Source organism: Streptomyces sp. NPDC005492, from assembly GCF_040605995.1.
Lineage (GTDB): Bacteria > Actinomycetota > Actinomycetes > Streptomycetales > Streptomycetaceae > Streptomyces.
In genome coordinates this window covers 128,019-153,025 of record NZ_JBEXDX010000008.1, presented here as the reverse complement: position 1 = coordinate 153,025, position 25,007 = coordinate 128,019, and the positions used below count along the sequence as shown (strand labels likewise).

Annotated in this window: 20 protein-coding genes; 5 read left to right on the top strand and 15 right to left on the bottom strand. The window is 69.8% G+C overall.

Features of this window, described 5'->3' with window-relative positions; all coding sequences use genetic code 11:
* Positions 1-5: 5 nt before the first annotated feature.
* The 4 genes from ABZT04_RS13980 to ABZT04_RS13965 are packed head-to-tail and all read left to right on the top strand — an operon-like array spanning position 6 to position 6,034.
* On the top strand, positions 6-1,352 hold the full coding sequence (locus ABZT04_RS13980) for an ABC transporter substrate-binding protein (RefSeq protein WP_356056422.1): 1,347 nt from the start codon (positions 6-8) through the stop codon (positions 1,350-1,352).
* Positions 1,349-2,200 carry an ABC transporter permease gene (locus tag ABZT04_RS13975; RefSeq protein ID WP_356056421.1) on the top strand — a complete coding sequence of 284 codons (852 nt, stop codon included), beginning with the start codon at positions 1,349-1,351 and terminating at the stop codon, positions 2,198-2,200. The genes ABZT04_RS13980 and ABZT04_RS13975 overlap by 4 nt, the downstream gene beginning before the upstream one ends.
* A complete protein-coding gene (locus ABZT04_RS13970) occupies positions 2,184-3,134 on the top strand; it encodes an ABC transporter ATP-binding protein (RefSeq protein WP_356056420.1) in 951 nt (316 codons plus the stop codon). Before ABZT04_RS13975 ends, ABZT04_RS13970 begins: the two co-directional genes overlap by 17 nt.
* A gap of 11 nt (positions 3,135-3,145) precedes the next feature.
* Complete coding sequence (locus ABZT04_RS13965) at positions 3,146-6,034, top strand: fumarate reductase/succinate dehydrogenase flavoprotein subunit (RefSeq protein WP_356056419.1); 2,889 nt, start codon at positions 3,146-3,148, stop codon at positions 6,032-6,034.
* A 23-nt stretch (positions 6,035-6,057) separates the two neighbouring features.
* Here the strand turns inward: ABZT04_RS13965 and recQ are convergent, their stop codons facing one another.
* Complete coding sequence (gene recQ, locus ABZT04_RS13960; RefSeq protein ID WP_356056418.1) at positions 6,058-8,070, bottom strand: DNA helicase RecQ; 2,013 nt, start codon at positions 8,068-8,070, stop codon at positions 6,058-6,060.
* 267 nt (positions 8,071-8,337) lie between these two features.
* On the opposite strand from recQ, the gene ABZT04_RS13955 reads away from it, so the two are divergent.
* Positions 8,338-8,880, top strand: a complete 543-nt coding sequence (locus ABZT04_RS13955) for a hypothetical protein (RefSeq protein ID WP_356056417.1) — start codon at positions 8,338-8,340, stop codon at positions 8,878-8,880.
* Between the two features lie 59 nt (positions 8,881-8,939).
* Here the strand turns inward: ABZT04_RS13955 and nuoN are convergent, their stop codons facing one another.
* Genes nuoN through ABZT04_RS13885 form a run of 14 tightly spaced genes read right to left on the bottom strand, consistent with a single transcriptional unit; the run spans position 8,940 to position 24,929 of the window.
* Entirely contained in the window at positions 8,940-10,598 is a 1,659-nt protein-coding gene (gene nuoN, locus ABZT04_RS13950; RefSeq protein WP_356056416.1) for an NADH-quinone oxidoreductase subunit NuoN, read from the bottom strand.
* On the bottom strand, positions 10,595-12,166 hold the full coding sequence (locus ABZT04_RS13945; protein ID WP_356056415.1) for an NADH-quinone oxidoreductase subunit M: 1,572 nt from the start codon (positions 12,164-12,166) through the stop codon (positions 10,595-10,597). The genes nuoN and ABZT04_RS13945 overlap by 4 nt, the downstream gene beginning before the upstream one ends.
* 5 nt (positions 12,167-12,171) lie before the next feature.
* Positions 12,172-14,118: an NADH-quinone oxidoreductase subunit L gene (gene nuoL / locus ABZT04_RS13940; RefSeq protein WP_356056414.1), complete on the bottom strand. Its 1,947-nt coding sequence runs from the start codon at positions 14,116-14,118 to the stop codon at positions 12,172-12,174.
* Between the two features lie 14 nt (positions 14,119-14,132).
* Entirely contained in the window at positions 14,133-14,432 is a 300-nt protein-coding gene (nuoK, locus tag ABZT04_RS13935) for an NADH-quinone oxidoreductase subunit NuoK (protein WP_019074282.1), read from the bottom strand.
* Positions 14,429-15,274 carry an NADH-quinone oxidoreductase subunit J gene (locus ABZT04_RS13930; RefSeq protein ID WP_356056413.1) on the bottom strand — a complete coding sequence of 282 codons (846 nt, stop codon included), beginning with the start codon at positions 15,272-15,274 and terminating at the stop codon, positions 14,429-14,431. The genes nuoK and ABZT04_RS13930 overlap by 4 nt, the downstream gene beginning before the upstream one ends.
* Entirely contained in the window at positions 15,271-15,882 is a 612-nt protein-coding gene (gene nuoI, locus ABZT04_RS13925) for an NADH-quinone oxidoreductase subunit NuoI (RefSeq protein ID WP_356056412.1), read from the bottom strand. The genes ABZT04_RS13930 and nuoI overlap by 4 nt, the downstream gene beginning before the upstream one ends.
* Positions 15,875-17,245: an NADH-quinone oxidoreductase subunit NuoH gene (nuoH, locus tag ABZT04_RS13920; protein WP_356056411.1), complete on the bottom strand. Its 1,371-nt coding sequence runs from the start codon at positions 17,243-17,245 to the stop codon at positions 15,875-15,877. The genes nuoI and nuoH overlap by 8 nt, the downstream gene beginning before the upstream one ends.
* On the bottom strand, positions 17,242-19,746 hold the full coding sequence (locus tag ABZT04_RS13915) for an NADH-quinone oxidoreductase subunit G (RefSeq protein WP_356056410.1): 2,505 nt from the start codon (positions 19,744-19,746) through the stop codon (positions 17,242-17,244). The genes nuoH and ABZT04_RS13915 overlap by 4 nt, the downstream gene beginning before the upstream one ends.
* Positions 19,743-21,092: an NADH-quinone oxidoreductase subunit NuoF gene (nuoF, locus tag ABZT04_RS13910; RefSeq protein WP_356056409.1), complete on the bottom strand. Its 1,350-nt coding sequence runs from the start codon at positions 21,090-21,092 to the stop codon at positions 19,743-19,745. Before nuoF ends, ABZT04_RS13915 begins: the two co-directional genes overlap by 4 nt.
* Positions 21,089-21,937 (bottom strand): NADH-quinone oxidoreductase subunit NuoE, encoded by an 849-nt coding sequence (gene nuoE / locus ABZT04_RS13905; protein ID WP_356056408.1) that lies wholly within the window; start codon positions 21,935-21,937, stop codon positions 21,089-21,091. The genes nuoF and nuoE overlap by 4 nt, the downstream gene beginning before the upstream one ends.
* Positions 21,934-23,265, bottom strand: coding sequence for an NADH-quinone oxidoreductase subunit D (locus ABZT04_RS13900; RefSeq protein WP_356056407.1), 1,332 nt, complete (start codon positions 23,263-23,265; stop codon positions 21,934-21,936). The genes nuoE and ABZT04_RS13900 overlap by 4 nt, the downstream gene beginning before the upstream one ends.
* Complete coding sequence (locus ABZT04_RS13895; RefSeq protein ID WP_356056406.1) at positions 23,262-24,005, bottom strand: NADH-quinone oxidoreductase subunit C; 744 nt, start codon at positions 24,003-24,005, stop codon at positions 23,262-23,264. The genes ABZT04_RS13900 and ABZT04_RS13895 overlap by 4 nt, the downstream gene beginning before the upstream one ends.
* A complete protein-coding gene (locus ABZT04_RS13890) occupies positions 24,002-24,556 on the bottom strand; it encodes an NADH-quinone oxidoreductase subunit B (protein ID WP_007383964.1) in 555 nt (184 codons plus the stop codon). Before ABZT04_RS13890 ends, ABZT04_RS13895 begins: the two co-directional genes overlap by 4 nt.
* Before the next feature lie 13 nt (positions 24,557-24,569).
* On the bottom strand, positions 24,570-24,929 hold the full coding sequence (locus ABZT04_RS13885; RefSeq protein ID WP_007383963.1) for an NADH-quinone oxidoreductase subunit A: 360 nt from the start codon (positions 24,927-24,929) through the stop codon (positions 24,570-24,572).
* Positions 24,930-25,007: the final 78 nt, after the last annotated feature.

Here is a 25,007-nt window from a genome sequence, read left to right as displayed (position 1 = left end):
CTCCCATGAAACGCACGGCAGTCGCCCTGTCCGCCCTCGCCCTGCTGCTGCCCCTGTCCGGCTGCGGCGGCAGCGCGGAGGCCGGTAGCGGCACCACGGTGACGATCACCGTGGGCTACCAGTCGAAGACCATCAACACCGTCACCGCGGGCACCCTCCTGCACTCCCTCGGCTACTTCGAGCAGCAGCTCGACGCCCTGCACGACGGCCACACCTACAAGGTCGACTGGCAGGACTACGCGACCGGCGCCCCCATCACCGCGCAGATGACCGCCGGGAAGATCGACATCGGCTCGATGGGCGACTTCCCGCTGCTTATCAACGCGGCCCGCGGCAAACAGCTCGGCCAGCCCACCCGGCTCGTCTCCGTCACCGGCTACAACCTCCGCGGCGGCCTCAACACCGTCGTCACCGCGCCGAGTTCGAAACTCACCTCCCTCAAGGACCTCAAGGGCAAGAAGGTCTCCACGAGCGTCGGCTCCGCCGCCGACGGCACCCTCGTCCGCGCCCTGCAACGCGCCGGCATCGACCCCGACAAGGGCATCGAGAAGCTCAACCAGCAGCCCGCGGTGGGCGCTTCGGCCCTCACGGCGGGCAGCGCCGACGCCCTCTCCCAGTTCGTCGCCTGGCCCGGCCTGCTCGCCTTCCAGGGCCGGGCGAAGGCCCTCTACGACGGTGCCCAACTGAACCTCCCCACCTTCCACGGCGTCACCGCCCGCGAGAACTTCGCGAAGCAACACCCCGCCGTACTCGACGCGTTCCTCAAGGCCCAGGCCCAGGCCACCGACTACCTCGACGCCCACCCGGTGACCGCCGCCGAGAAGGTCGCCAAGGCCACCGGCCTGCCCGCCGAGGTCGTGTACCTCTACAACGGCGCCCACGGCATCGCCACCTTCGACCCGGCGATCAAGCCCCAACTGGTCTCCGCCCTCAAGCAGGACGTCTCGGTCCTGAAGTCGGCGAAGCTCGTCGGAGACGTCGACGTCGACTCCTTCGTGGACGACCAGTACGTGAAGCGGGCCCTCGGCACCTCCGCCTACGCCGAGCGGCTCGCCGCGACACCCGCACCGGCCGCGAGCGAGGTCTGGCCCAAGGGATCCGAGAAGACAGTCGGCTTCAAGTCCCCCGCTCAGCTACTGAGTTACGTCGCCGCCCACCCCACCGGCATCCGCGCCGCCTACGTCCCCGACGCCACCACCGGCACCCTGTGGTTCGCCGACAAGGCGGTCTGGGTGACCGACGGCGACCAGCTCCTGCCGTTCGTCGCACCGGCGACCGCGCAGGCCTATGTCGCCGCCCACGGGGGCGCCCGGGTCGTCACATACGCCCAGGCTCTGGAGCGGGCGTCGTGACCCGGTACGCGCTGCGGATCGGCTCGCTGGCCGCCGCCCTCGGCCTCTGGCAGGTGCTGACCAGCCTGAACGTGGATCTGTGGCTGCGCTTCTCGCAGTTCCCCACGGTCGCCGACGTGGCCCGCGCCTTCGCCGACCGGGTCACCGGCGACGACTACTGGACGGACCTCACCGACAGCCTCACCCGCATCCTCACCGGCTTCGCCCTGGCGGCCGTCCTCGGTGTGGCGGTGGGCGTGCTCGTGGCCCGCTCCCGCCTCGCCGAGGACCTGCTCGGCCCGCTCGTCGAGGTGCTCCGCCCAATCCCCGCGATCGCCCTGGTGCCCGTCGCGATCCTCCTCTTCCCTTCGAACGAACAGGGCATCGTCTTCATCACCTGCACGGCCGCCTTCTTCCCCGTCCTGGTCTCCACCCGGCACGCGGTCCGCGCCCTGACTCCCGTGTGGGAGGAGGCGGTTCGCACCATGGGCGGGGGCCGGCGACGCGTCCTCTTCTCGGTGGTCCTGCCGGGCGCGCTGCCCGGCATCTTCGGCGGCCTCTCGGTCGGCATCGGCGTCTCGTGGATCTGTGTGATCTCCGCCGAGATGATCTCCGGCCAGTACGGCGTCGGCTACCGCACCTGGCAGGACTACACCGTCGTCGACTACCCGGGCGTCTTCGTCGGCATGGTCACCATCGGCCTGCTCGGCTGGCTCACCTCCACCGCCGTGGAGCTCCTCGGCCGCCGCCTGACCCACTGGCTCCCCCGCACGTCGTACGTCCCCACCGGCCGCGCCCCGCGCACCGCACCGGTGGCGGCGACGAGCCCCACACCCCAGGAGGACGTGCCCCATGAACAGCTCGTCTGAGGTCCGGTCGCCTTCCGGGGCCGACTCCGGAGGCGACTTGGGAGCAACTGCGGGAGCCACTACGAGGGCCAACGCCCGGTCCACCCCTGGAACCGACGGCCGGTCCACCCCGGGGACCGACGGCCGGACTGGCGCCCGGGCCGGCTCCGGAACCGACACCCCGACCACCCCACAGCAGCCGGGCTCCCGCGCCAACTCCCGTACCGGCGCGGCCCTGGCACTGCGGGCGGCCACCCTCGGCCGCCCCGGCGCACCCGTCCTGGACGGCGTCGACCTCGACGTGTCCTCCGGTGAGATCCTCACCGTCGTCGGCCCCTCGGGCTGCGGCAAGTCGACCCTGCTGCGCACGCTCGCCGGGTTGCTGTCCCCCCTCGCCGGCGAGGTCACCCAGGACGGCCGTCCGCTGACCGGCCCCAGCGCCGACCGCGCCCTGGTCTTCCAGGACGACGCCCTCCTGCCCTGGCGCACCCTGCGCGCCAACATCGAACTCCCGCTGGCCATCAAGGGGTTGCCGCGCGCCGAGCGCAGGACCCAGGCGGCCGCCTGGCTCGACCGGGTCGGACTCACCGCGCAGACCCGCCAGTTGCCCCACCGCGTCTCCGGCGGACAGCGCCAGCGCGCCCAACTGGCCCGGGCCCTCGCCGGAGCACCGCGCGCCGTCCTGATGGACGAACCCTTCGGCGCCCTCGACGCCCAGACCCGCGCCGGCATGCAGGACCTGCTGGTCGAGGTGTTGCTCGGCACGGGCGCGACGGTCGTCTTCGTCACCCACGACGTGGACGAGGCGCTGTACCTCGGCGACCGCGTGGCCCTGATCGGCGCCGACCGGCTCGTCGCCGTACGCGAGGTGCCGCACCCGCGGGACCGTGCCGCGCACGACGATCCCGCGCGCGTGGCGCTGCGTCGCGACGTCCTCTCCTCGCTCGGTACCTGAAAGGCCCCCTGGTGACCACCTCCGTGCCCACGCCCCTGGAGATCCCCTCGCTCGCCGAGGCCGAAGAGCTGACCTGCGACGTCCTGGTTATCGGCGGCGGCACGGCCGGCACCATGGCCGCCCTGACCGCCGCCGAGCACGGCGCGAACGTCCTCCTCCTGGAGAAGGCGCACGTCCGCCACTCCGGCGCGCTCGCCATGGGCATGGACGGCGTCAACAACGCGGTCATCCCCGGCCGCGCCGAGCCCGACGACTACGTCGCCGAGATCACCCGCGCCAACGACGGCATCGTCGACCAGTCCACCGTCCGCCAGACCGCCACCCGCGGCTTCGCCATGGTGCAACGGCTGGAGTCGTACGGCGTGAAGTTCGAGAAGGACGAGCACGGCGAGTACGCGGTCCGCCAGGTCCACCGCTCCGGCTCGTACGTGCTGCCGATGCCGGAGGGCAAGGACGTCAAGAAGGTCCTGTACCGGCAACTGCGGCGGCGCGAGATGCGCGAGCGGATCCGGATCGAGAACCGGGTGATGCCGGTGCGCGTACTCACCTCCGGGGGGCGCGCGGTGGGCGCGGCGGGCTTCAACACCCGTACCGGCGGCTTCGTCTCGGTCCGCGCGGGTGCCGTGATCCTCGCGACGGGAGCCTGCGGACGCCTCGGCCTGCCCGCCTCCGGCTACCTGTACGGCACGTACGAGAACCCGACGAACGCGGGCGACGGCTACGCGATGGCCTACCACGCGGGCGCCGAACTCACCGGCATCGAGTGCTTCCAGATCAACCCGCTGATCAAGGACTACAACGGCCCCGCCTGCGCCTACGTCGCCAACCCCTTCGGCGGCTACCAGGTCAACCGGCACGGCGAACGCTTCGTCGACTCCGACTACTGGTCCGGCCAGATGATGGCGGAGTTCGCGGCCGAGGTTGCATCGGACCGGGGCCCGGTGTACCTGAAACTGAGCCATCTCCCGGAGGAGTCGATCTCCGCCCTGGAGTCGATCCTGCACTCGACGGAGCGGCCCACCCGAGGGACCTTCCACGAAGGCCGGGGCCACGACTACCGCACCCATGACGTCGAGATGCACATCTCCGAGATCGGCCTGTGCGGCGGCCACTCGGCCTCGGGGGTACGGGTCGACGAGCACGCCCGCACGACGGTCCCCCGCCTCTACGCCGCTGGCGACCTCGCCTGCGTCCCGCACAACTACATGATCGGCGCGTTCGTCTTCGGCGACCTGGCGGGCGCGGACGCGGCCCAGTACCGGCCGTACGAGGGCGAGTTGCCCGCCGACCAACTGCGCGCCGCGCACGAGCTGGTCTACCGCCCGCTGCACAACCCGGAGGGCGCGCCGCAGCCCCAGGTCGAGTACAAGTTGCGCCGCTTCGTGAACGACTACGTGGCCCCGCCGAAGTCGGGCGCCCGGCTGTCGCTCGCCCTGGAGGCGTTCGAGCGGATGCGCACGGACATCGCCGAGATGGGCGCCCGCACCCCGCACGAACTGATGCGCTGCGCCGAGGTCACCTTCATCCGCGACTGCGCCGAAATGGCGGCCCGCGCCTCCCTGGCCCGCACGGAGTCCCGCTGGGGCCTCTATCACGACCGCCTCGACCACCCGGCCCGCGACGACGTCTCCTGGTTCCACCACCTCGACCTGCACAAGTCCCCCTCCGGTGCGATGGAGTTCACGGCCCGACCCGTGGCTCCCTACCTGGTCCCGATCGAGGACTTCACCCCGACCGGCGGTCCCTCCCGCCACCTGGGCGAGGTCCATCCCGAGAACGTCGCCACGGCGGGCTCGCGGGAACTCGCCCCGCTGGTCTCCCCCGCCGAACCGCAGCCGACGTCCACCCCCACTGCTCCCGCTCCCGCCCCCGCGCGGTCCTCCTCCCGGCTGCTCGAACTCGTCGCCCTCGCCGAGGAAGAACCCGACCTCGACGCCCTGCGCCCCTACCTCACCGACCCCACGCCGGCCGTCCGCCGCGAAGCCGTCACCGTCCTGACGGAGACCCTCCCGCCCGGGACGGGCCCCGTCCTCGCCGAGACCCTCCGCGACCCCGCCGCCGAGGTGCGCACCGCCGCCGCGGCCTCACTGCGCGAGCTGGTGGAGACGCTCCCGCCCTCGCCCGCCCTCCGCGACGGCCTCGCCGCCGCCCTGGCCGAGCCCGACCCCGTCGTCCGCGCCGCCGCCCTCGACGTCCTGCGCGCCCTGCGCCTCGGCGACGCCGGCCTCTTCGCCCGCTCTCTGACCGACTCCGACACCGGCGTCCGCATCGAGGCCGTCCGCGCCCTCGTCTCGGTCGACGCCACCGGCGAGTTGGCCCACGCGGCACCGTCCGACCCGTCCCGCGAGGTCCGCGTCACCTTCGCCAAGGCGCTGGGCACGGTGGGGACGGGGGGCGCGGGCGACACCGGCCGGGCGACCTCCGGCTCGAACCCGGGCTCCGGCTCCGGCTCCGGCTCCGGCTCCGGCTCCGGCTCCGGCTCCGGCTCCGGCAAGATCAGCACACCCCCCGCCGCCCCCGAGCAGGACAACCCGCTCCACCTGGCCCTCGGCGCTCTCGCCACCCTCACCGATGACCCGGACGCCCTGGTACGCGCCGCCGCCTACGCAGCCCTGGGCACGACCGGCTGCCCGGCGCCCCTCGCGGCCCGTGCCGTCGCCGCCCTGGCCGACCCGGCCTGGCAGGTCCGCGCCGGTGCCGCCACGGCGCTGTCCGCCGCCGACCCCGAAACAGCGGTCCCCGCCCTGGCCAAGACCCTGGCCGACCCCAACGCCGACGTCCGCAAGGCGGCGGTCCTCGCCCTGACCTGGCACCCCACCACCGACGCGCACGCGGCCCTCGCCACGGCGACCACCGACTCGGACGCGGACGTCAGGGCGTACGCGACCCGCGCGCTGTAGCGGGGGGCCTCAACCCCGACCGGCTATATCCAGTCCTCGGGCTCCGGCTCCTCATCCATCTCCGGCCAGTAGTCCGGGCCGGGATCACGGTCGTCCGCCGCCCGAGCCGGCGCGGGCACCGAACCCTGCGCCGAGCCCTCGCCGGGCGCCCCACCCAGCGAGGCCAGTACCCCGATCACACCCTCCCCGTACGTCGCCAGCTTCTTCTCGCCGACCCCGCTGATCTCCCCCAACTGCCCCACCGACGTGGGCCACACCGTCGCGATCTCCCGGAGCGTCGCGTCATGGAAGATGACGTACGCCGGGACACCCTGCTCACGGGCCTGTTCGGCGCGCCAGGCGCGCAGGGCCTCGAAGGCGGGGCGCAGCGACTCGGGCAGTTCGACCGCCGCGGCCTTCGCCTTGCGCTCGCCCCGGCCCGAGGAACCCGATCGCGAACTCGCCGGTTTCTTCGGCTCCTTGCGCAGCGGCACCTCCCGCTCGCGTCGCAGCACCGTCCCGCTGGCCTCGGTGAGCACCAGCGTGCCGTACTCCCCCTCGACCGCGAGCAGCCCCTGCGCGAGCAACTGCCGTACGACACCCCGCCATTCACCCTCGCCCAGGTCCTCGCCGATGCCGAACACGGAGAGCTGGTCGTGGTCGAACTGGATCACCTTGGCCGTCCGGCGTCCCATGAGGATGTCGACGATCTGCACCGCGCCGAACTTCTGGCCCCGCTCCCGCTGCAACCGCACCACCGTCGACAGCACCTTCTGCGCGGCGACCGTGCCGTCCCAGGTCTCCGGCGGGACCAGGCAGGTGTCGCAGTTGCCGCAGGCCGCCGCGTCCGGGTCCTGCCCGAAGTAGGCGAGCAGTTGACCGCGCCGGCACTGCGCCGTCTCGCACAGCGCGAGCATGGCCTCCAGGTGGGCGGCGGCCCGGCGGCGGAACGCCTCGTCGCCCTCGCTGGACTGGATCATCTTGCGCTGCTGTATGACGTCGTTGAGGCCGTACGCCATCCAGGCCGTGGAGGGCATTCCGTCGCGGCCCGCGCGGCCCGTCTCCTGGTAGTAGCCCTCGACGGACTTGGGCAGGTCGAGGTGGGCGACGAACCGTACGTCCGGCTTGTCGATGCCCATGCCGAAGGCGATGGTCGCCACGACGATCAGCCCGTCCTCGCGCAGGAACCGGGACTGGTGTGCCGCGCGCGTGCCCGAGTCGAGGCCCGCGTGGTACGGCACCGCCTCGATGCCGTTGCGCGACAAGAACTCGGCGGTCGCCTCGACGGACTTGCGGGACAGGCAGTACACGATGCCCGCGTCGCCCGCGTGCTCCTCGCGCAGGAAGCTGAGCAACTGCTTCTTGGGGTCGGCCTTCGGCACGATCCGGTACTGGATGTTGGGCCGGTCGAAGCTCGCCACGAAGTGCCGGGCGTCCGGCATCTTCAGCCGCTGGGTGATCTCCTGGTGCGTCGCGTCCGTGGCCGTCGCCGTGAGCGCGATCCGCGGGACGTCCGGCCAGCGCTCGCCCAGCAGGGAGAGGGACAGATAGTCGGGCCGGAAGTCGTGGCCCCACGAGGACACGCAGTGCGCCTCGTCGATCGCGAACACCGAGATCTTGCCGCGCGACAGCAGCTCCAGGGTGGAGTCGAGGCGCAGCCGCTCCGGCGCCAGATAGATCAGGTCCAGCTCGCCGGCCAGGAACTCGGCCTCGACCAGGCGCCGCTCCTCGAAGTCCTGCGTGGAGTTCATGAACCCGGCGCGCACGCCCAGCGCCCGCAGCGCGTCCACCTGGTCCTGCATCAGCGCGATCAGCGGGGAGACGACCACACCCGTACCGGCTCTGACCAGAGACGGGATCTGGTAGCACAACGACTTGCCGCCGCCGGTCGGCATGAGGACCACGGCGTCGCCGCCGGCCACCACATGCTCGATGACCTCCTCCTGCGCGCCGCGGAAGCTGTCGTATCCGAAGACGCGGTGGAGCGTGGCCAGCGCCTCGCTCTCGCCGTGTACCGCCGGCGTCCGTACTTCGGTCGTCACAACCGTCCCGCCCATCCCGTGCATCGCTCGTCCCCCGTACGTCGTCCCTCGACCACTGCGTCCACGATAGGCGTCCGGACTGACAGCGTCGGAGTTATCCACAGGCTGGTGGCGACGACCGGTCGGTGACCGGGTGTGGTCAGTCGAATGGCTCCCGTCACATGGCGCGACCGGTTCCGCCGGAACATGCTGCTCGGGCGGGACCGCGGAGGCCCGCCACGCCCCCGAAGGGTCGGCGCGCCGTGTGTGCGGACGCCTCCCGAAAGTCCAAGGAGCCCCACCATGTCCCCTCGGCCCCTGCAGAGCGCCGTCAAGGCCGCCGTCGCGGTGGCGACGGCCGCGGCCTTCGCGCTGACCGCCGCCCCGGCCCACGCCGCGTCCGACCCCGACCCGTCCGTGTGGACCACGCTGACCAAGACGTACCAGGCCACCTCGAAGTACGGGTACGAGGGGTTCGCCACGGGCGGCGGATACGTGCGCACGGACACCTGCGTCGCCGACCCGACCGAGGGCGGCATGGGCTACCGCTACGTCAACCCGGCGAACATCGGCTCACTCGATCCGACGAAGCCCGCGGCCCTGGTGTACGCGGACGGCTTCAAGAGCGAGTACGCGGACGGGTCCGAGTTCGTCGACCGGCGCAAGCTGGTCGCGGTGGAGTGGGTGGTGAAGGACACGGGACAGGCCGCGCCGACGCTGTTCGGGCAGACCTTCCGGAAGAACCAGTTCCCCGGCTACTTCACGCTGCGCGCCTGGATCTACGAGCCCAACTCCTCGGGTCTGTTCGCGGCCGGGAACCCCGAGGTGGTCTGCCCGACGGTCTGACCCCGCATACGCGAAGGCCCCGGCTCCCTTCAAAGGGAACCGGGGCCTTCACCGTGCGCTCAGCGGACGAAGATCCCCGCCTGGTTCGCCAGGTCCAGGAAGTACTGCGGTGCCACACCGAGGACGAGCGTGGCCGCCACGGCCACCCCGATCGTCGCCATGGTCAGCGGGGACGGCACCGCGACGGTGGGTCCGTCGGGCCTCGGCTCGCTGAAGAACATGAGCACGATCACGCGGATGTAGAAGAACGCCGCGATCGCCGAGGAGAGCACACCGACCACGACCAGCGGGGCCGCGCCGCCCGCCGCGGCCGCCTTGAACACGGCGAACTTCCCGGCGAAGCCGGCCGTCAGCGGGATGCCCGCGAAGGACAGCAGGAACACCGCGAAGACCGCCGCGACCAGCGGCGACCGCCGCCCGAGCCCCGCCCACTTGGACAGGTGCGTCGCCTCGCCGCCGGCGTCCCGTACGAGGGTGACGACCGCGAAGGCTCCGATCGTCACGAACGAGTACGCGCCCAGGTAGAAGAGCACGGACGAGACGCCGTCCCGGGTGGTCGCGATGACACCGGCGAGGATGAAGCCCGCGTGCGCGATCGACGAGTACGCAAGGAGCCGCTTGATGTCGGTCTGGGTGATCGCGACGATCGCGCCGCCCAGCATCGTGATGATGGCCACCGCCCACATGACGGGCCGCCAGTCCCAGCGCAGGCCCGGCAGCACGACGTAGAGGAGCCGGAGCAGCGCGCCGAAGGCGGCCACCTTGGTCGCGGCGGCCATGAAGCCGGTGACCGGGGTCGGCGCGCCCTGGTAGACGTCGGGCGTCCACATGTGGAACGGCACCGCGCCCACCTTGAACAGCAGCCCCATGACGATCATCGCGCCGCCGATGAGCAGCAGTGCGTCGTTGCCCATGGTGGACGCGAGGGCCGGGTCGACGTTGGTGATCGAGCCGTCGACGACCTGCGCGATCGTGCCGTACGACATCGAGCCCGCGTAGCCGTAGAGCAGTGCGATGCCGAACAGGGTGAACGCGGAGGCGAAGGCGCCGAGCAGGAAGTACTTGACCGCTGCCTCCTGCGACAGGAGCCGCTTGCGGCGGGCCAGGGCGCACAGCAGGTAGAGCGGGAGCGAGAAGACTTCCAGGGCCACGAACAGGGTCAACAGGTCGTTGGCCGACGGGAAGACCAGCATGCCGGAGACCGCGAAGAGCAGCAGCGGGAACACCTCGGTGGTGGTGAACCCGGCCTTGACGGCGGCCTTCTCGCTGTCGCTGCCGGGCACGGACGCGCCCTGTGCGGCGAAGGAGTCGACCCGGTTGCCGTGCGCCTCCGGGTCGAGCCGCCGCTCCGCGAAGGTGAACAGGCCGACCAGTCCGGACAGCAGGATCACGCCCTGGAGGAACAGGGACGGTCCGTCGACCGCGATCGCGCCCATCGCCGCGATGTGCGCCTTGGTGGTGCCGTACCCGTCCGCCGCGAGCGCCACGACCGCCGCGAAGGCGGCACACAGCGCTACGGCGGACACGAACACCTGGGCGTAGTAACGGGACTTGCGCGGGACGAACGCCTCGACCAGCACCCCGATGAGGGCCGCGCCGAGGATGATCAAGGTGGGCGACAATTGCCCGTACTCGATCTTCGGCGCGTCGATCTTCGAGATCGGGTCGGCCGCGGTTGCCGCCGTTGTCCACAGGCTGTGGACGGCTGTTGCGCTCACTTGGCCGCCTCCACCGAGGGCTTGGGATCCTTCTTGTGTACGTCGGACAGGGTCTGCTTGACCGACGGGTTCACGATGTCCGTGACGGGCTTCGGGTAGACGCCCAGGAAGATCAGCAGCACGATCAACGGGGCGACGACCAGGAGTTCACGCGGTCGCAGGTCCGGCATCGCGGCGACCTCGGGCTTCACCGGGCCGGTCATCGTCCGCTGGTAGAGGACGAGGGTGTAGAGGGCGGCGAGGACGATGCCGAAGGTGGCGATGATCCCGACCGCCGGGTAGCGCGCGAACGTGCCGACCAGGACCAGGAATTCACTCACGAAGGGCGCCAGGCCCGGCAGCGACAGGGTGGCCAGACCGCCGATCAGGAAGGTGCCGGCGAGCACCGGGGCAACTTTCTGCACCCCTCCGTAGTCGGCGATCAGACGCGAGCCGCGCCGCGAGATCAGGAATCCGGCGACCAGCATCAACGCGGCCGTGGAAATACCGTGGTTGACCATGTAGAGCGTCGCGCCGGACTGGCCCTGGCTGGTCATCGCGAAGATGCCCAGGATGATGAACCCGAAGTGCGAGATCGACGCGTACGCCACCAGCCGCTTGATGTCCCGCTGGCCGACCGCGAGCAACGCCCCGTAGATGATGCTGATCAGGGCGAGGACGAGGATGACGGGCGTCGCCCACTTGCTGGCCTCCGGGAAGAGTTGGAGGCAGAAGCGGAGCATCGCGAAGGTGCCCACCTTGTCGACGACCGCCGTGATGAGCACGGCGACCGGCGCGGTGGACTCCTGCATCGCGTTGGGCAGCCAGGTGTGCAGCGGCCACAGCGGCGCCTTCACCGCGAAGGCGAAGAAGAAGCCCAGGAACAGCCAGCGTTCGGTGTTGGTCGCCATGTGCAGCGAACCGTTGGCCCGCGCCTGCGCGATCTCCGCGAGCGAGAAGTTCCCGGCCACCACGTAGAGGCCGATCACGGCCGCCAGCATGATGAGGCCGCCGACCAGGTTGTAGAGCAGGAACTTGACGGCGGCGTACGACCGTTGGGTGGCCGCCGCCTCGTCACCGTGCTGGTGGGCCCGGTCCCCGAAGCCGCCGATGAGGAAGTACATCGGGATCAGCATGGCTTCGAAGAAGATGTAGAAGAGGAAGACGTCGGTGGCCTCGAAGGAGATGATCACCATCGCCTCCACCGCCAGGATGAGCGCGAAGAAGCCCTGGGTGGGCCGCCAGCGCTTGCTGCCGGTCTCCAGCGGGTCGGCGTCGTGCCAGCCGGCCAGGATCACGAACGGGATCAGCAGGGCGGTGAGCGCGATGAGCGCGACCGCGATGCCGTCCACGCCCAGTTCGTAGCGGACCCCGAAGGCCTTGATCCAGGCGTGGGACTCGGTGAGTTGATAGCGGTCGCCGCCGGGGTCGAAGCGCACCAGGACGGTGATGCCCAGCGCGAGCGTCGCCAGTGAGACGAGCAGCGCCAGCCATTTGGCGGCGGTGCGCCGCGCGGCCGGGACGGCGGCCGTGGCGACCGCCCCGAGCGCCGGGAGCGCCGCCGTCGCTGTCAGGAGAGGAAAGGACATCGGTATCAGACCGCCCTCATCAGCAGGGTCGCGGCGACGAGGATGGCCGCACCGCCGAACATCGAGACCGCGTACGACCGCGCGTAGCCGTTCTGCAGCTTGCGCAGCCTTCCGGAGAGGCCGCCCATGGAGGCCGCCGTGCCGTTGACGACGCCGTCGACCAGGGTGTGGTCGACGTAGACCAGGGAGCGGGTGAGGTGTTCTCCGCCGCGCACCAGGACGACGTGGTTGAAGTCGTCCTGGAGGAGGTCGCGGCGGGCGGCCCGGGTGAGCAGCGACCCGCGCGGGGCGACGGCCGGGACCGGGCGGCGGCCGTACTGCGCCCAGGCGATCGCGACGCCGACGACCAGGACCGCCATGGTGGCCAGGGTGACCGTCAGGGCGCTGACCGGGGAGTTGCCCTCCTCGTGGCCGGTGATCGGCTCCAGCCAGTGCAGGAAGCGGTTCCCGATCCCGAAGAAGGCGCCGGCGAAGACCGATCCGAAGGCGAGCACGATCATCGGGATCGTCATGGTCTTCGGCGACTCGTGCGGGTGGGGCTCCGCGTGCGCGCCCTGGTGCTCGGCGGCGGGCTCCACGCTCGGCTCGGCGGGCGACGCCGTCTCGGCGTGCCGCCAGCGCTCTTCTCCGAAGAACGTCATCAGCATCACGCGCGTCATGTAGTACGCCGTGATGGCCGCGCCCAGCAGGGCCGCGCCGCCGAGGATCCAGCCCTCGGTGCCGCCCTTGGCGAATGCCGCCTCGATGATCTTGTCCTTGGAGAAGAAGCCGGACAGGCCAGGGAAGCCGATGATGGCGAGGTAGCCGAGGCCGAAGGTGATGAAGGTGACCGGCATGTACTTCCTGAGGCCGCCGTACTTCCTCATGTCGACCTCGTCGTTCATCCCGTGCATGACCGAACCGGCGCCGAGGAAGAGCCCGGCCTTGAAGAAGCCGTGCGTCACCAGGTGCATGATCGCGAAGACGTAGCCGATGGGGCCGAGGCCGGCGGCGAGCACCATGTAGCCGATCTGCGACATGGTCGAGCCGGCCAGCGCCTTCTTGATGTCGTCCTTCGCGCAACCGACGATCGCACCGAACAGGAGCGTGACGGCGCCGACGACGGTGACGACCAGCTGTGCGTCCGGCGCCGCGTTGAAGATCGCTCCGGAGCGGACGATCAGGTACACGCCCGCGGTCACCATGGTCGCCGCGTGGATGAGGGCGGAGACCGGGGTCGGGCCCTCCATCGCGTCGCCGAGCCAGGACTGGAGCGGTACCTGGGCGGACTTGCCGCAGGCGGCGAGCAGCAGCATCAGGGCGATGCCGGTGAGCTTGCCCTCGGAGGCGTCACCGACGTGGCTGAGGACCGGGCCGAAGGCGAAGGTCCCGAACGTCGTGAACATCAGCATGATGGCGATCGACAGGCCCATGTCGCCGACCCGGTTGACCAGGAAGGCCTTCTTCGCGGCGGTCGCCGCGCTGGGCTTGTGCTGCCAGAAGCCGATCAGCAGGTAGGAGGCGAGACCGACGCCCTCCCAGCCGACGTACAGCAGAAGGTAGTTGTCGGCGAGGACGAGGATCAGCATCGCCGCGAGGAACAGGTTCAGATAGCCGAAGAAGCGGCGTCGGCGCTCGTCGTGCTCCATGTACCCGACCGAGTACAGGTGGATCAGCGAGCCGACGCCGGTGATCAGCAGGACGAAGGTCATCGACAGTTGGTCGAGGCGGAAGGTGACGTCCGCCTGGAAGCCCTCGACGGGGACCCAGGTCCACAGGTGCTGCATGAGCGTCCGGTGCTCGGCGTTCTTCCCCAGCAGGTCGGTGAAGAGGACGACACCGATGACGAAGGAGGCGGACGACAGAAGCGTGCCGATCCAGTGGCCGACGGCGTCGAGCCGCCGGCCGCCGCACAGCAGTACGGCCGCTCCGAGCAGAGGCGCCGCTACCAGCAGCGCAATCAGGTTCTCCACGATTCAGCGACCCCTCAGAGCTTCATCAGGCTGGCGTCGTCGACCGAGGCCGAGTGGCGGGAACGGAACAGCGACACGATGATCGCGAGCCCGACCACGACCTCCGCGGCGGCGACGACCATCGTGAAGAACGCGATGACCTGACCGTCGAGGTTGCCGTGCATCCGGGAGAAGGTGACGAACGCGAGGTTGCAGGCGTTGAGCATCAGCTCGACGCACATGAACACGACGATCGCGTTCCGCCTGATCAGTACGCCGGTGGCGCCGATCGTGAACAACAGGGCGGAGAGATAGAGGTAGTTGACGGGGTTCACTTCGACGCCTCCTCGGTCCGCTTGAGGTTCGCCGGTTCGATCTCGGTGCGCTCCAGGCGCTCCTCGGCGCGCTGCTCCAGGGCCCGCAGGTCGTTCAGCGCCTCGCTGGACACGTCACGGATCTGGCCGCGGTCGCGGAGCGTCTTGCTGACCGTCAGCTCGGACGGGGTGCCGTCCGGCAGCAGACCCTGGACGTCCACCGCGTTGTGCCGGGCGTAGACGCCGGGGGCCGGGAGCGGCGGGACGTGCTTGCCCTCGCGGACGCGCTGTTCGGACAGCTCGCGCTGCGTCCTGGCCCGCTCGGTGCGCTCGCGGTGGGTGAGCACCATGGCGCCGACGGCGGCCGTGATCAGCAGGGCGCCGGTGATCTCGAAGGCGAAGACGTACTTGGTGAAGATGAGGGCGGCCAGGCCCTCCACGTTGCCGTTCGCGTTGGCCGTACCCAGGCCGTCGAACTGGTTGAGGGAGGCGTTGCCGATGCCCGCGAAGAGCAGGATGCCGAAGCCGAGCCCGCAGAGAAGAGCCAGCCAGCGCTGCCCCTTGATGGTCTCCGTCAGGGAGTCCGCCGCCGTGACGCCGACCAGCATCACCACGAACAGGAAGAGCATCATGATCGCGCCGGTGTAGACGACGATCTGTACGACGCCCAGGAAGTAGGCGCCGTTGGCGAGGTAGAACACCGCCAGGATGATCATGGTCCCGGCGAGCGAGAGGGCGCTGTGCACAGCCCTCTTCATGAGGATGGTGGACAGGGCGCCGATCACCGCGACCGTGCCGAGGACCCAGAACTGGAAGGCCTCGCCGGTGGAGGTGGAGTAGGCGGCGGCGAACTGCGCGCTCATGCCTCCACCCCCTCTTCCTCAGGCTTCTCGCCCTTGGAGACGGCGACTTGGGGCACCGTGCCGGGTGCGGCCTCCGTCACCAGGCCCCGGTAGTAGTCCTGTTCGTCCATCCCCGGGTAGATGGCGTGCGGGGTGTCGACCATCGTGTCCTCGAGGCCGGCCAGCAACTGTTCCTTGGTGTAGATGAGGTTGGCGCGGCTGCTGTCGGCCAGCTCGAACTCGTTGGTCATCGTCAACGCGCGCGTGGGGCACGCCTCGATGCACAGGCCGCACAGAATGCAGCGGGCGTAGTTGATCTGGTAGACGCGGCCGTACCGCTCGCCCGGCGAGTAGCGCTCCTCGTCGGTGTTGTCGGCGCCCTCCACATAGATGGCGTCGGCGGGGCAGGCCCAGGCGCACAGCTCACAGCCGACGCACTTCTCCAGGCCGTCCGGATGACGGTTGAGCTGGTGCCGTCCGTGGAACCGGGGGGCGGTGGTCTTCTGCTGCTCCGGGTACTGCTCGGTCAGCCGCTTCTTGAACATGGCCTTGAAGGTCACGCCGAAGCCGGCCACTGGGTTCTGGAAGCCGGGCTTCGTCTGCCCGGTCTCCTTTGGCTCCTCAGCCATCGGACGCCTCCTTTCCATCCAGAGATCCGTCACTGCCAGTATCCGAGCCACCACTGACAATCAGCTCCCGCTCGCGTCGCGAGGGGCGCCGCGGCACCGGTGGCAACTCCTGTCCCGGCAGCGGCGGTACGGGGAATCCGCCCGCCATCGCGTCGAACCCGGCGGGTTCCTCGGCCGCCTGCGCGCTCTCGTTCGCCTTCTGGCGGAACATGTCCGCGACGAAGGACAGCAACAGCAGGACGAGCACACCGCCGACGACGTAGAGGGTGATGTCGGCGAAGTCGTAGTTCTCGTTCTTGAGGGTCCGTACGGTCGCGACGAGCATCAGCCAGACCACGGAGACCGGGATGAGGACCTTCCAGCCGAGCTTCATCAACTGGTCGTAGCGCACGCGCGGGAGTGTGCCGCGCAGCCAGATGAAGAAGAACAGCAGCAGCTGGACCTTGATGACGAACCAGAGCATCGGCCACCAGCCGTGGTTCGCGCCCTCCCAGAAGGAGCTGATCGGCCACGGAGCCCGCCAGCCGCCCAGGAAGAGCGTGGTCGACACCGCGGAGACCGTCACCATGTTCACGTACTCGGCAAGCATGAAGAGCGCGAACTTGATGGACGAGTACTCGGTGTTGAAGCCGCCGACCAGGTCGCCCTCGGACTCCGGCATGTCGAAGGGGGCGCGGTTGGTCTCGCCGACCATCGTGATGATGTAGATGATGAAGGAGACGGGCAGCAGGATGATGTACCAGCGGTCGTGCTGTTGTTCAACGATCGCCGACGTGGACATCGACCCGGAGTAGAGGAACACCGAGGCGAACGCGGCGCCCATGGCGATCTCGTAGGAGATCATCTGCGCGCAGGACCGCAGGCCGCCCAGCAGCGGGTAGGTGGATCCGGAGCTCCAGCCCGCCAGGACGATGCCGTAGATGCCGACCGAGGCGACCGCGAGGATGTAGAGCATCGCGATCGGCAGGTCGGTGAGCTGCATCGTGGTGCGGTGGCCGAAGATCGAGACCTCGTTGTCGGCCGGTCCGAAGGGAATGACCGCGATCGCCATGAAGGCCGGGATGGCCGCGACGACCGGCGCGAGGATGTAGACCACCTTGTCCGCGCGCTTGACGATCAAGTCTTCCTTGAGCATCAGTTTCACGCCGTCGGCGAGCGACTGGAGCATGCCCCAGGGGCCGTGCCGGTTGGGGCCGATGCGCAGTTGCATCCAGGCGACGACCTTGCGTTCCCAGACGATCGAGAACAGCACGGTGATCATCAGGAAGGCGAAGCAGAACACCGCCTTGACGACGACCAGCCACCAGGGGTCGCGGCCGAACATGGAGAGGTCTTCGGCAGCGAGGTACGGGTACGGGCTCATGCCTCCACCTCCTTGGGGGCCTCGCCCGCGGGCGAGGCCGGGCCGATGCGGACGAGTGCGCCGGGCAGCGCCCCGGTGTCGGAGGCGACGCCCCCGCCGGTGGAGTTCAGCGGGAGCCAGACCACGCGGTCGGGCATCTCGGTGATCAGCAGCGGGAGTTCGACGGTTCCGGAGGTGCCGGTCACGGCGAGGGCGTCGCCGTCCTTGACGCCCGCCTCGGCGGCCGTGGCGGGCGACACGCGCGCGTAGGCGGCGTGCCGGGTGCCGGCGAGTGCTTCGTCGCCCTCCTGGAGGGTGCCTTGGTCGAGCAGCAGCCGGTGCCCGGCGAGCACGGCCTCCCCGGCGGCCGGCCGGGGCAGCACGCCCGCGGTCTCCAGCGGTTCGGTGGCCCGCGGGCCGCTCCAGGCGCCCAGCCGGTCCAACTCCGCGCGCGCGGTGCGCAGGTCGGGCAGTCCCAGGTGGACGTCCATGGCGTCGGCCAGCATCTGCAGGACGCGCCCGTCGGTGGGCGCGAGGCGCCGGGTCATCTGGTCGGGCTTGAGCGCGGCGTCGAAGAAGCGGACCCTGCCCTCCCAGTTGAGGAAGGCGCCCGCCTTCTCGGCGACCGCCGCGACCGGGAGGACGACATCGGCGTGTTCGGTGATCTCGCTGGGCCGCAGTTCGAGCGACACCAGGAAGCCCACTTCGTGCAGTGCCGCACGCGTGCGTGCCGGATCGGGCAGGTCGCCCGGGTCCACCCCCGCGACGAGCAGCGCCCGCAACTCACCACCGGCGGCGGCCTCGACGATCTGGCCGGCGTCGCGGCCGTAGCGGTGCGGGAGTTCGGCGACGCCCCAGGCGGCGGCGACCTCCTCACGCGCGCGTGGATCGGTGGCCGGACGTCCGCCCGGCAGCAGCGACGGCAGCGCACCCGCCTCGATCGCGCCCCGCTCCCCGGCCCGGCGTGGGATCCACACCAGGTGGGCACCGGTCGCGGACGCGGCCCGTACGGCGGCGGTGAGGCCTCCGGAGACGGCGGCCAGCCGCTCGCCGACGACGATGACCGCGCCCTCGGCGCGCAGCGCCTCGGAGGCGCCGGCGCCGTCGCCTTCCAGGCCGAACCCGCTGGTGAGCGCGTCCAGCCATTCGGTCTCGGTGCCGGGAGCGGCCGGCAGCAGGACGCCGCCCGCCTTCTGCAGTCCGCGTGTGGCGTGGGTGGCGAGCGAGAACACCCGCTGCCCGTGTTTGCGCGAGGCCTTGCGCAGCCGCAGGAAGACGCCGGGCGCCTCCTCCTCGGACTCGAACCCGACCAGCAGGACGGCGGGCGCCTTCTCCAGGGAGGTGTAGGTGACTCCCTCGCCGTCGAGGTCCCGGCCGTGGCCGGCGACCCGGGCGGCCAGGAAGTCGGCCTCCTCGCTGCTGTGCACGCGCGCGCGGAAGTCGATGTCGTTCGTGTCGAGCGCCACGCGCGCGAACTTGCTGTACGCGTAGGCGTCCTCGATGGTGAGCCGGCCGCCGGTCAGGACACCGGTGCGGCCGCGCGAGGCGAGCAGTCCCTGCGCGGCGATCTGCAGCGCCTCCGGCCAGGAGGCCGGGACGAGCTCGCCCTCGGGGTTGCGGATCAGCGGCGTCTCCAGCCGGTCGCGCTGCTGCGCGTACCGGAAGGCGAAACGCCCCTTGTCGCAGATCCACTCCTCGTTGACCTCGGGGTCCACGGCCGCCAGGCGCCGCATGACCTTGCCGCGCCGGTGGTCGGTGCGGGTCGCGCAGCCACCGGAGCAGTGCTCGCACACGGAGGGCGTGGAGACCAGGTCGAAGGGGCGGGAGCGGAATCGGTACGCCGCCGAGGTCAGCGCGCCCACCGGGCAGATCTGGATGGTGTTCCCGGAGAAGTACGACTCGAAGGGGTCGCCCTCACCGGTGCCGACCTGTTGCAGCGCGCCCCGCTCCAGCAGCTCGATCATCGGGTCGCCCGCGATCTGGTTGGAGAACCGGGTGCAGCGCGCGCACAGCACGCACCGCTCGCGGTCGAGCAGCACCTGGGTGGAGATCGGGACGGGCTTCTCGTAGGTCCGCTTCTTTCCCTCGAAGCGGGACTCCGCCTGGCCGTGCGACATCGCCTGGTTCTGCAGCGGGCACTCGCCGCCCTTGTCGCAGACCGGGCAGTCCAGCGGGTGGTTGATCAGGAGCAGTTCCATCACACCGTGCTGGGCCTTCTCGGCCACGGGCGAGCTGAGCTGGGTCTTGACGACCATGCCGTCGGTGCACGTGATGGTGCAGGACGCCATCGGTTTGCGCTGTCCCTCGACCTCGACGATGCACTGCCGGCAGGCGCCGACCGGGTCGAGGAGGGGATGGTCGCAGAACCTGGGGATCTCGATGCCGAGTTGCTCGGCGGCGCGGATGACCAGGGTGCCCTTGGGCACGCTGATCTCGGCGCCGTCGATCGTCAGCGAGACGAGATCCTCCGGCGGGACCGCCGCCTCTCCCCCACCGGAGGGAGCGCTGGTGGTCACGGTCATGCGTTCACCTCCGTGCGGTCGGCCCAGGCCGTGGACTTGGCCGGGTCGAAGGGGCAGCCCCGGCCCGTGATGTGCTGCTCGTACTCCTCGCGGAAGTACTTGAGCGAGGAGAAGATCGGCGAGGCGGCGCCGTCGCCGAGGGCGCAGAAGGACTTGCCGTTGATGTTGTCGGCGATGTCGTTCAGCTTGTCGAGATCGGACATCGAGCCCTTGCCGGCCTCGATGTCGCGCAGCAACTGCACGAGCCAGTACGTCCCTTCACGGCACGGTGTGCACTTGCCGCAGGACTCGTGGGCGTAGAACTCGGTCCAGCGGGTGACGGCACGCACGACACAGGTCGTCTCGTCGAAACACTGCAGAGCTTTGGTGCCGAGCATGGAACCCGCGGCACCCACTCCTTCGTAGTCAAGAGGGACGTCGAGGTGCTCGTCGGTGAACATCGGCGTGGAGGACCCGCCCGGCGTCCAGAACTTGAGGCGATGCCCGGCGCGCATCCCGCCGCTCATGTCGAGCAGTTGGCGGAGTGTGATGCCGAGCGGTGCCTCGTACTGACCGGGACTGGTGACATGGCCACTGAGCGAGTAGAGCGTGAAGCCCGGGGACTTCTCGCTGCCCATCGACCTGAACCATTCCTTGCCCTTTTGCAGAATCGCGGGAACTGACGCGATCGACTCGACGTTATTGACAACAGTTGGGCACGCATAGAGGCCCGCGACAGCAGGGAAGGGGGGACGGAGCCGCGGTTGACCACGGCGGCCTTCGAGCGAGTCGAGCAGTGCGGTCTCCTCACCGCAGATGTACGCGCCCGCGCCCGCGTGCACGGTGAGTTGGAGGTCGAGTCCGCTGCCCAGGATGTTCTCGCCGAGGTAGCCCGCCGCGTAGGCCTCACGTACGGCCTCGTGCAACCGCCGCAGTACTGGGACGACTTCACCGCGCAGATAGATGAAGGCATGCGAAGACCTGATGGCATAACACGCGATGACAATGCCCTCGATGAGGCTGTGCGGGTTCGCGAAGAGGAGCGGGATGTCCTTACAGGTCCCGGGCTCCGATTCGTCGGCGTTGACAACTAGATAGTGCGGTTTTCCATCCCCTTGAGGAATGAATTGCCATTTCATTCCGGTGGGGAAGCCCGCGCCACCGCGACCGCGCAGACCGGAGTCCTTCACATACGCGATGAGGTCGTCCGGCGACATGGCGAGCGCCTTGCGCAGCCCCTCGTATCCCTCGTGCCTCCGGTAGACGTCGAGAGTCCAGGACTCGTCCTCGTCCCAGAAGGCCGACAGCACGGGTGCGAGCAGCTTCTCGGGGCTGTGGTCTTTCAGTTCGGGTGCCAAGGTCATCACTCCCCCTCCTCGGCTACGGGCCCCGCCGGGTGGGCGGGGTCGGAGGCCGACGTGTCCTGCGGCGCGTCGTGCGAACTGAGGTGTTCGGTCGGCGGCTCGTTCTGCGGTGCGCCGGAGCCGCGCGGATGGACCACGCGCGCGGGTGCGGCCTCTCCCCTGGCCAGGCGGAGGCCCACCAGCGATGCGGGTCCCGCACCGCCGCTCGCCTCGACGGCCCCGGGCCGCTCGTCGGGGAAGCCGGCCAGGATCCGCGCGGTCTCCTTGAAGGTGCACATCGGTGCCCCGCGGGTGGGTGCCACGGGTGTGCCCGCGCGCAGGTCGTCGACGAGACGCCGGGCGCCGGCCGGGGTCTGGTTGTCGAAGAACTCCCAGTTGACCATCACGACGGGCGCGAAGTCGCAGGCCGCGTTGCACTCGATGTGCTCCAGGGTGACCTTGCCGTCGTCGGTGGTCTCACCGTTGCCGACGCCCAGGTGCTCCTGGAGGGACTCGAAGATCGCGTCGCCGCCCATCACCGCGCACAGCGTGTTGGTGCAGACCCCGACCTGGTAGTCGCCGCTCGGCCGGCGCCGGTACATGGAGTAGAAGGTCGCCACGGCCGCGACCTCGGCGGTGGTCAGCTCCAGCAGGTCCGCGCAGAACTGCTGGCCGGTGCGCGTGACATGACCCTCCTCCGCCTGCACGAGATGCAGCAACGGCAGGAGGGCCGAGCGGGAGTCCGGGTAGCGGGCGATGATCTCCCGCCCGTCGGCCTCCAGCCGGGCTCGGACGTCGTCCGGGTAGGCGGGCGCGGGCAGTTGGGGCATGCCCAGACTGACGCCCTGCTCCGAAGAACTGGTGGTCACCGGTCGACGCCTCCCATCACGGGGTCGATGGACGCGACGGCGACGATGACGTCGGCGACCTGGCCGCCCTCGCACATCGCCGCCATGGCCTGAAGGTTGGTGAAGGACGGGTCCCTGAAGTGGACCCGGTAGGGGCGGGTGCCTCCGTCGGACACGGCGTGCACCCCGAGTTCGCCCTTGGGCGACTCGACCGCCGCGTACGCCTGTCCCGGCGGCACGCGGAAGCCTTCGGTCACCAGCTTGAAGTGATGGATCAGGGCCTCCATGGAAGTGCCCATGATCTTCTTGATGTGGTCGAGCGAGTTGCCCAACCCGTCCGGCCCGAGGGCGAGTTGGGCGGGCCAGGCGATCTTCTTGTCGGCGACCATGACCGGGCCGGGCTGGAGCCGGTCCAGGCACTGCTCGACGATCCTGAGCGACTGGCGCATCTCCTCCAGGCGGATGAGGAAGCGGCCGTAGGAGTCGCAGGAGTCGGCGGTCGGGACATCGAAGTCGTAGGTCTCGTAGTCGCAGTACGGCTGCGCCTTGCGCAGGTCGTGCGGCAGGCCGGTGGAGCGCAGGATCGGCCCGGTGGCGCCGAGGGCCATGCAGCCGGCCAGGTCGAGGTAACCGACGTCCTGCATACGGGCCTTGAAGATGGGGTTCCCGGTGGCGAGCTTGTCGTACTCCGGGAGGTTCTTCTTCATCTTCTTCACGAACTCGCGGATCTGGTCCACCGCGCCGGGCGGCAGGTCCTGGGCGAGTCCGCCGGGGCGGATGTACGCGTGGTTCATCCGCAGGCCGGTGACCAGCTCGTAGATGTCGAGAATCATTTCACGATCGCGGAATCCGTAGATCATGATCGTGGTGGCGCCGAGTTCCATACCGCCGGTGGCGATGCACACCAGGTGGGAGGACATCCGGTTCAGCTCCATCAGGAGCACCCGGATGATCTTCGTCCGCTCGGTGATCTGGTCCTCGATGCCGAGGAGTTTCTCGACGGCGAGACAGTAGGCCGTCTCGTTGAAGAAGGACGTCAGGTAGTCCATGCGCGTCACGAACGTGGTGCCCTGCGTCCACGTGCGGTATTCGAGGTTCTTCTCGATACCGGTGTGGAGGTAGCCGATGCCGCAGCGGGCCTCGGTGACCGTCTCGCCGTCGATCTCCAGGATCAGACGGAGCACCCCGTGCGTGGAGGGGTGCTGGGGACCCATGTTGACGACGATGCGCTCGTCGTCGGCCCGGGCCGCGGACTGGACGACCTCGTCCCAGTCGCCACCGGTGACCGTGTAGACGGTGCCCTCGGTGGTCTCACGGGCCGAAGCGGCGGATGCTGACTGCGTGCTCATGAGTACGACCTCCGCTGGTCCGGAGCCGGGATCTGGGCGCCCTTGTACTCGACGGGGATGCCGCCGAGGGGGTAGTCCTTGCGCTGCGGGTGGCCCTGCCAGTCGTCCGGCATCATGATCCGCGTCAGGGCCGGGTGACCGTCGAAGACGATCCCGAAGAAGTCGTAGGTCTCGCGTTCGTGCCAGTCGTTGGTCGGATAGACGGAGACCAGGGACGGGATGTGCGGGTCGGCGTCCGGGGCGCTGACCTCCAGGCGGATCAGCCGGTTGTGGGTGATCGAGCGCAGGTGGTAGACGGCGTGCAGCTCGCGGCCCTTGTCGTGCAGGTAGTGGACCGCGCTGACGCCGGTGCAGAGTTCGAAGCGCAGGGCCGGGTCGTCGCGCAGGGTGCGGGCGACGCGGAGCAGATGCTCGCGTTCGATGTGGAAGGTGAGTTCGTCGCGGTCGACGACCGTCTTCTCGATCGCGTTGCCGGGCAGCAGGCCCTGTTCCTCCAGGGCGCCCTCCAGTTCGTCGGCGACCTCGTCGAACCACCCGCCGTAGGGCCGGCTCGCCGCTCCCGGGAGGCGGACCGAGCGGACCAGGCCGCCGTAACCGGACGTGTCGCCGCCGTTGCTGGCGCCGAACATCCCGCGCTGGACGCGGATCTCCTCACCTCCGTCGCCGCGCTGGCCGGGCAGGTTGGAGGCACTCAGGTCCTTCTCCGGATTGGCTCCGTTGGTGCCGTTCGCGTCGCTCACCGCAGCAGCCCCTTCATCTCGATCGTGGGCAGGGCCTTGAGCGCCGCCTCCTCCGCCTCGCGGGCCGCCTCCTCGGCGTTCACACCGAGCTTGGAGGACTGGATCTTCTGGTGGAGCTTGAGAATCGCGTCCATCAGCATCTCGGGCCGTGGCGGGCAGCCGGGCAGATAGATGTCGACCGGGACGATGTGGTCGACGCCCTGCACGATCGCGTAGTTGTTGAACATGCCGCCCGACGAGGCACAGACCCCCATGGAGATCACCCACTTGGGGTTCGGCATCTGGTCATAGACCTGCCTGAGGACCGGCGCCATCTTCTGGCTGACCCGGCCCGCGACGATCATCAGGTCCGCCTGGCGGGGAGACCCGCGGAAGACCTCCATACCGAAGCGCGCCAGGTCGTAGCGGCCGGCGCCGGTCGTCATCATTTCGATGGCGCAGCAGGCGAGGCCGAACGTGGCCGGGAAGACGGACGCCTTGCGCACCCAGCCCGCGGCCTGCTCGACGGTGGTCAGCAGGAAGCCGCTCGGCAGTTTTTCTTCGAGTCCCATGGTCTAAGGCCCCTCAGTCCCATTCCAGGCCGCCGCGCCGCCATACGTACGCGTACGCGACGAAGACGGTGAGCACGAAGAGCAGCATCTCCACGAGCCCGAAAACACCCAGGGCGTCGAAGGTGACGGCCCAGGGGTAGAGGAAGACGATCTCGATGTCGAAGACGATGAAGAGCATCGCCGTCAGGTAGTACTTGATGGGGAAGCGCCCGCCGCCGGCCGGCGTGGGGGTCGGCTCGATGCCGCACTCGTACGCTTCGAGCTTGGCCCGGTTGTACCGCTTCGGACCGATCAGCGTGGCCATGACCACGGAGAAGATCGCAAAGCCTGCCCCGAGGGCTCCCAGTACGAGGATGGGCGCATATGCGTTCACCGCTCCTCGCTCCTCTCAGTCGGCACTGACTGCTGGCGATGGCGTCGGACTCACACCCACCTCACACACCCCACAACT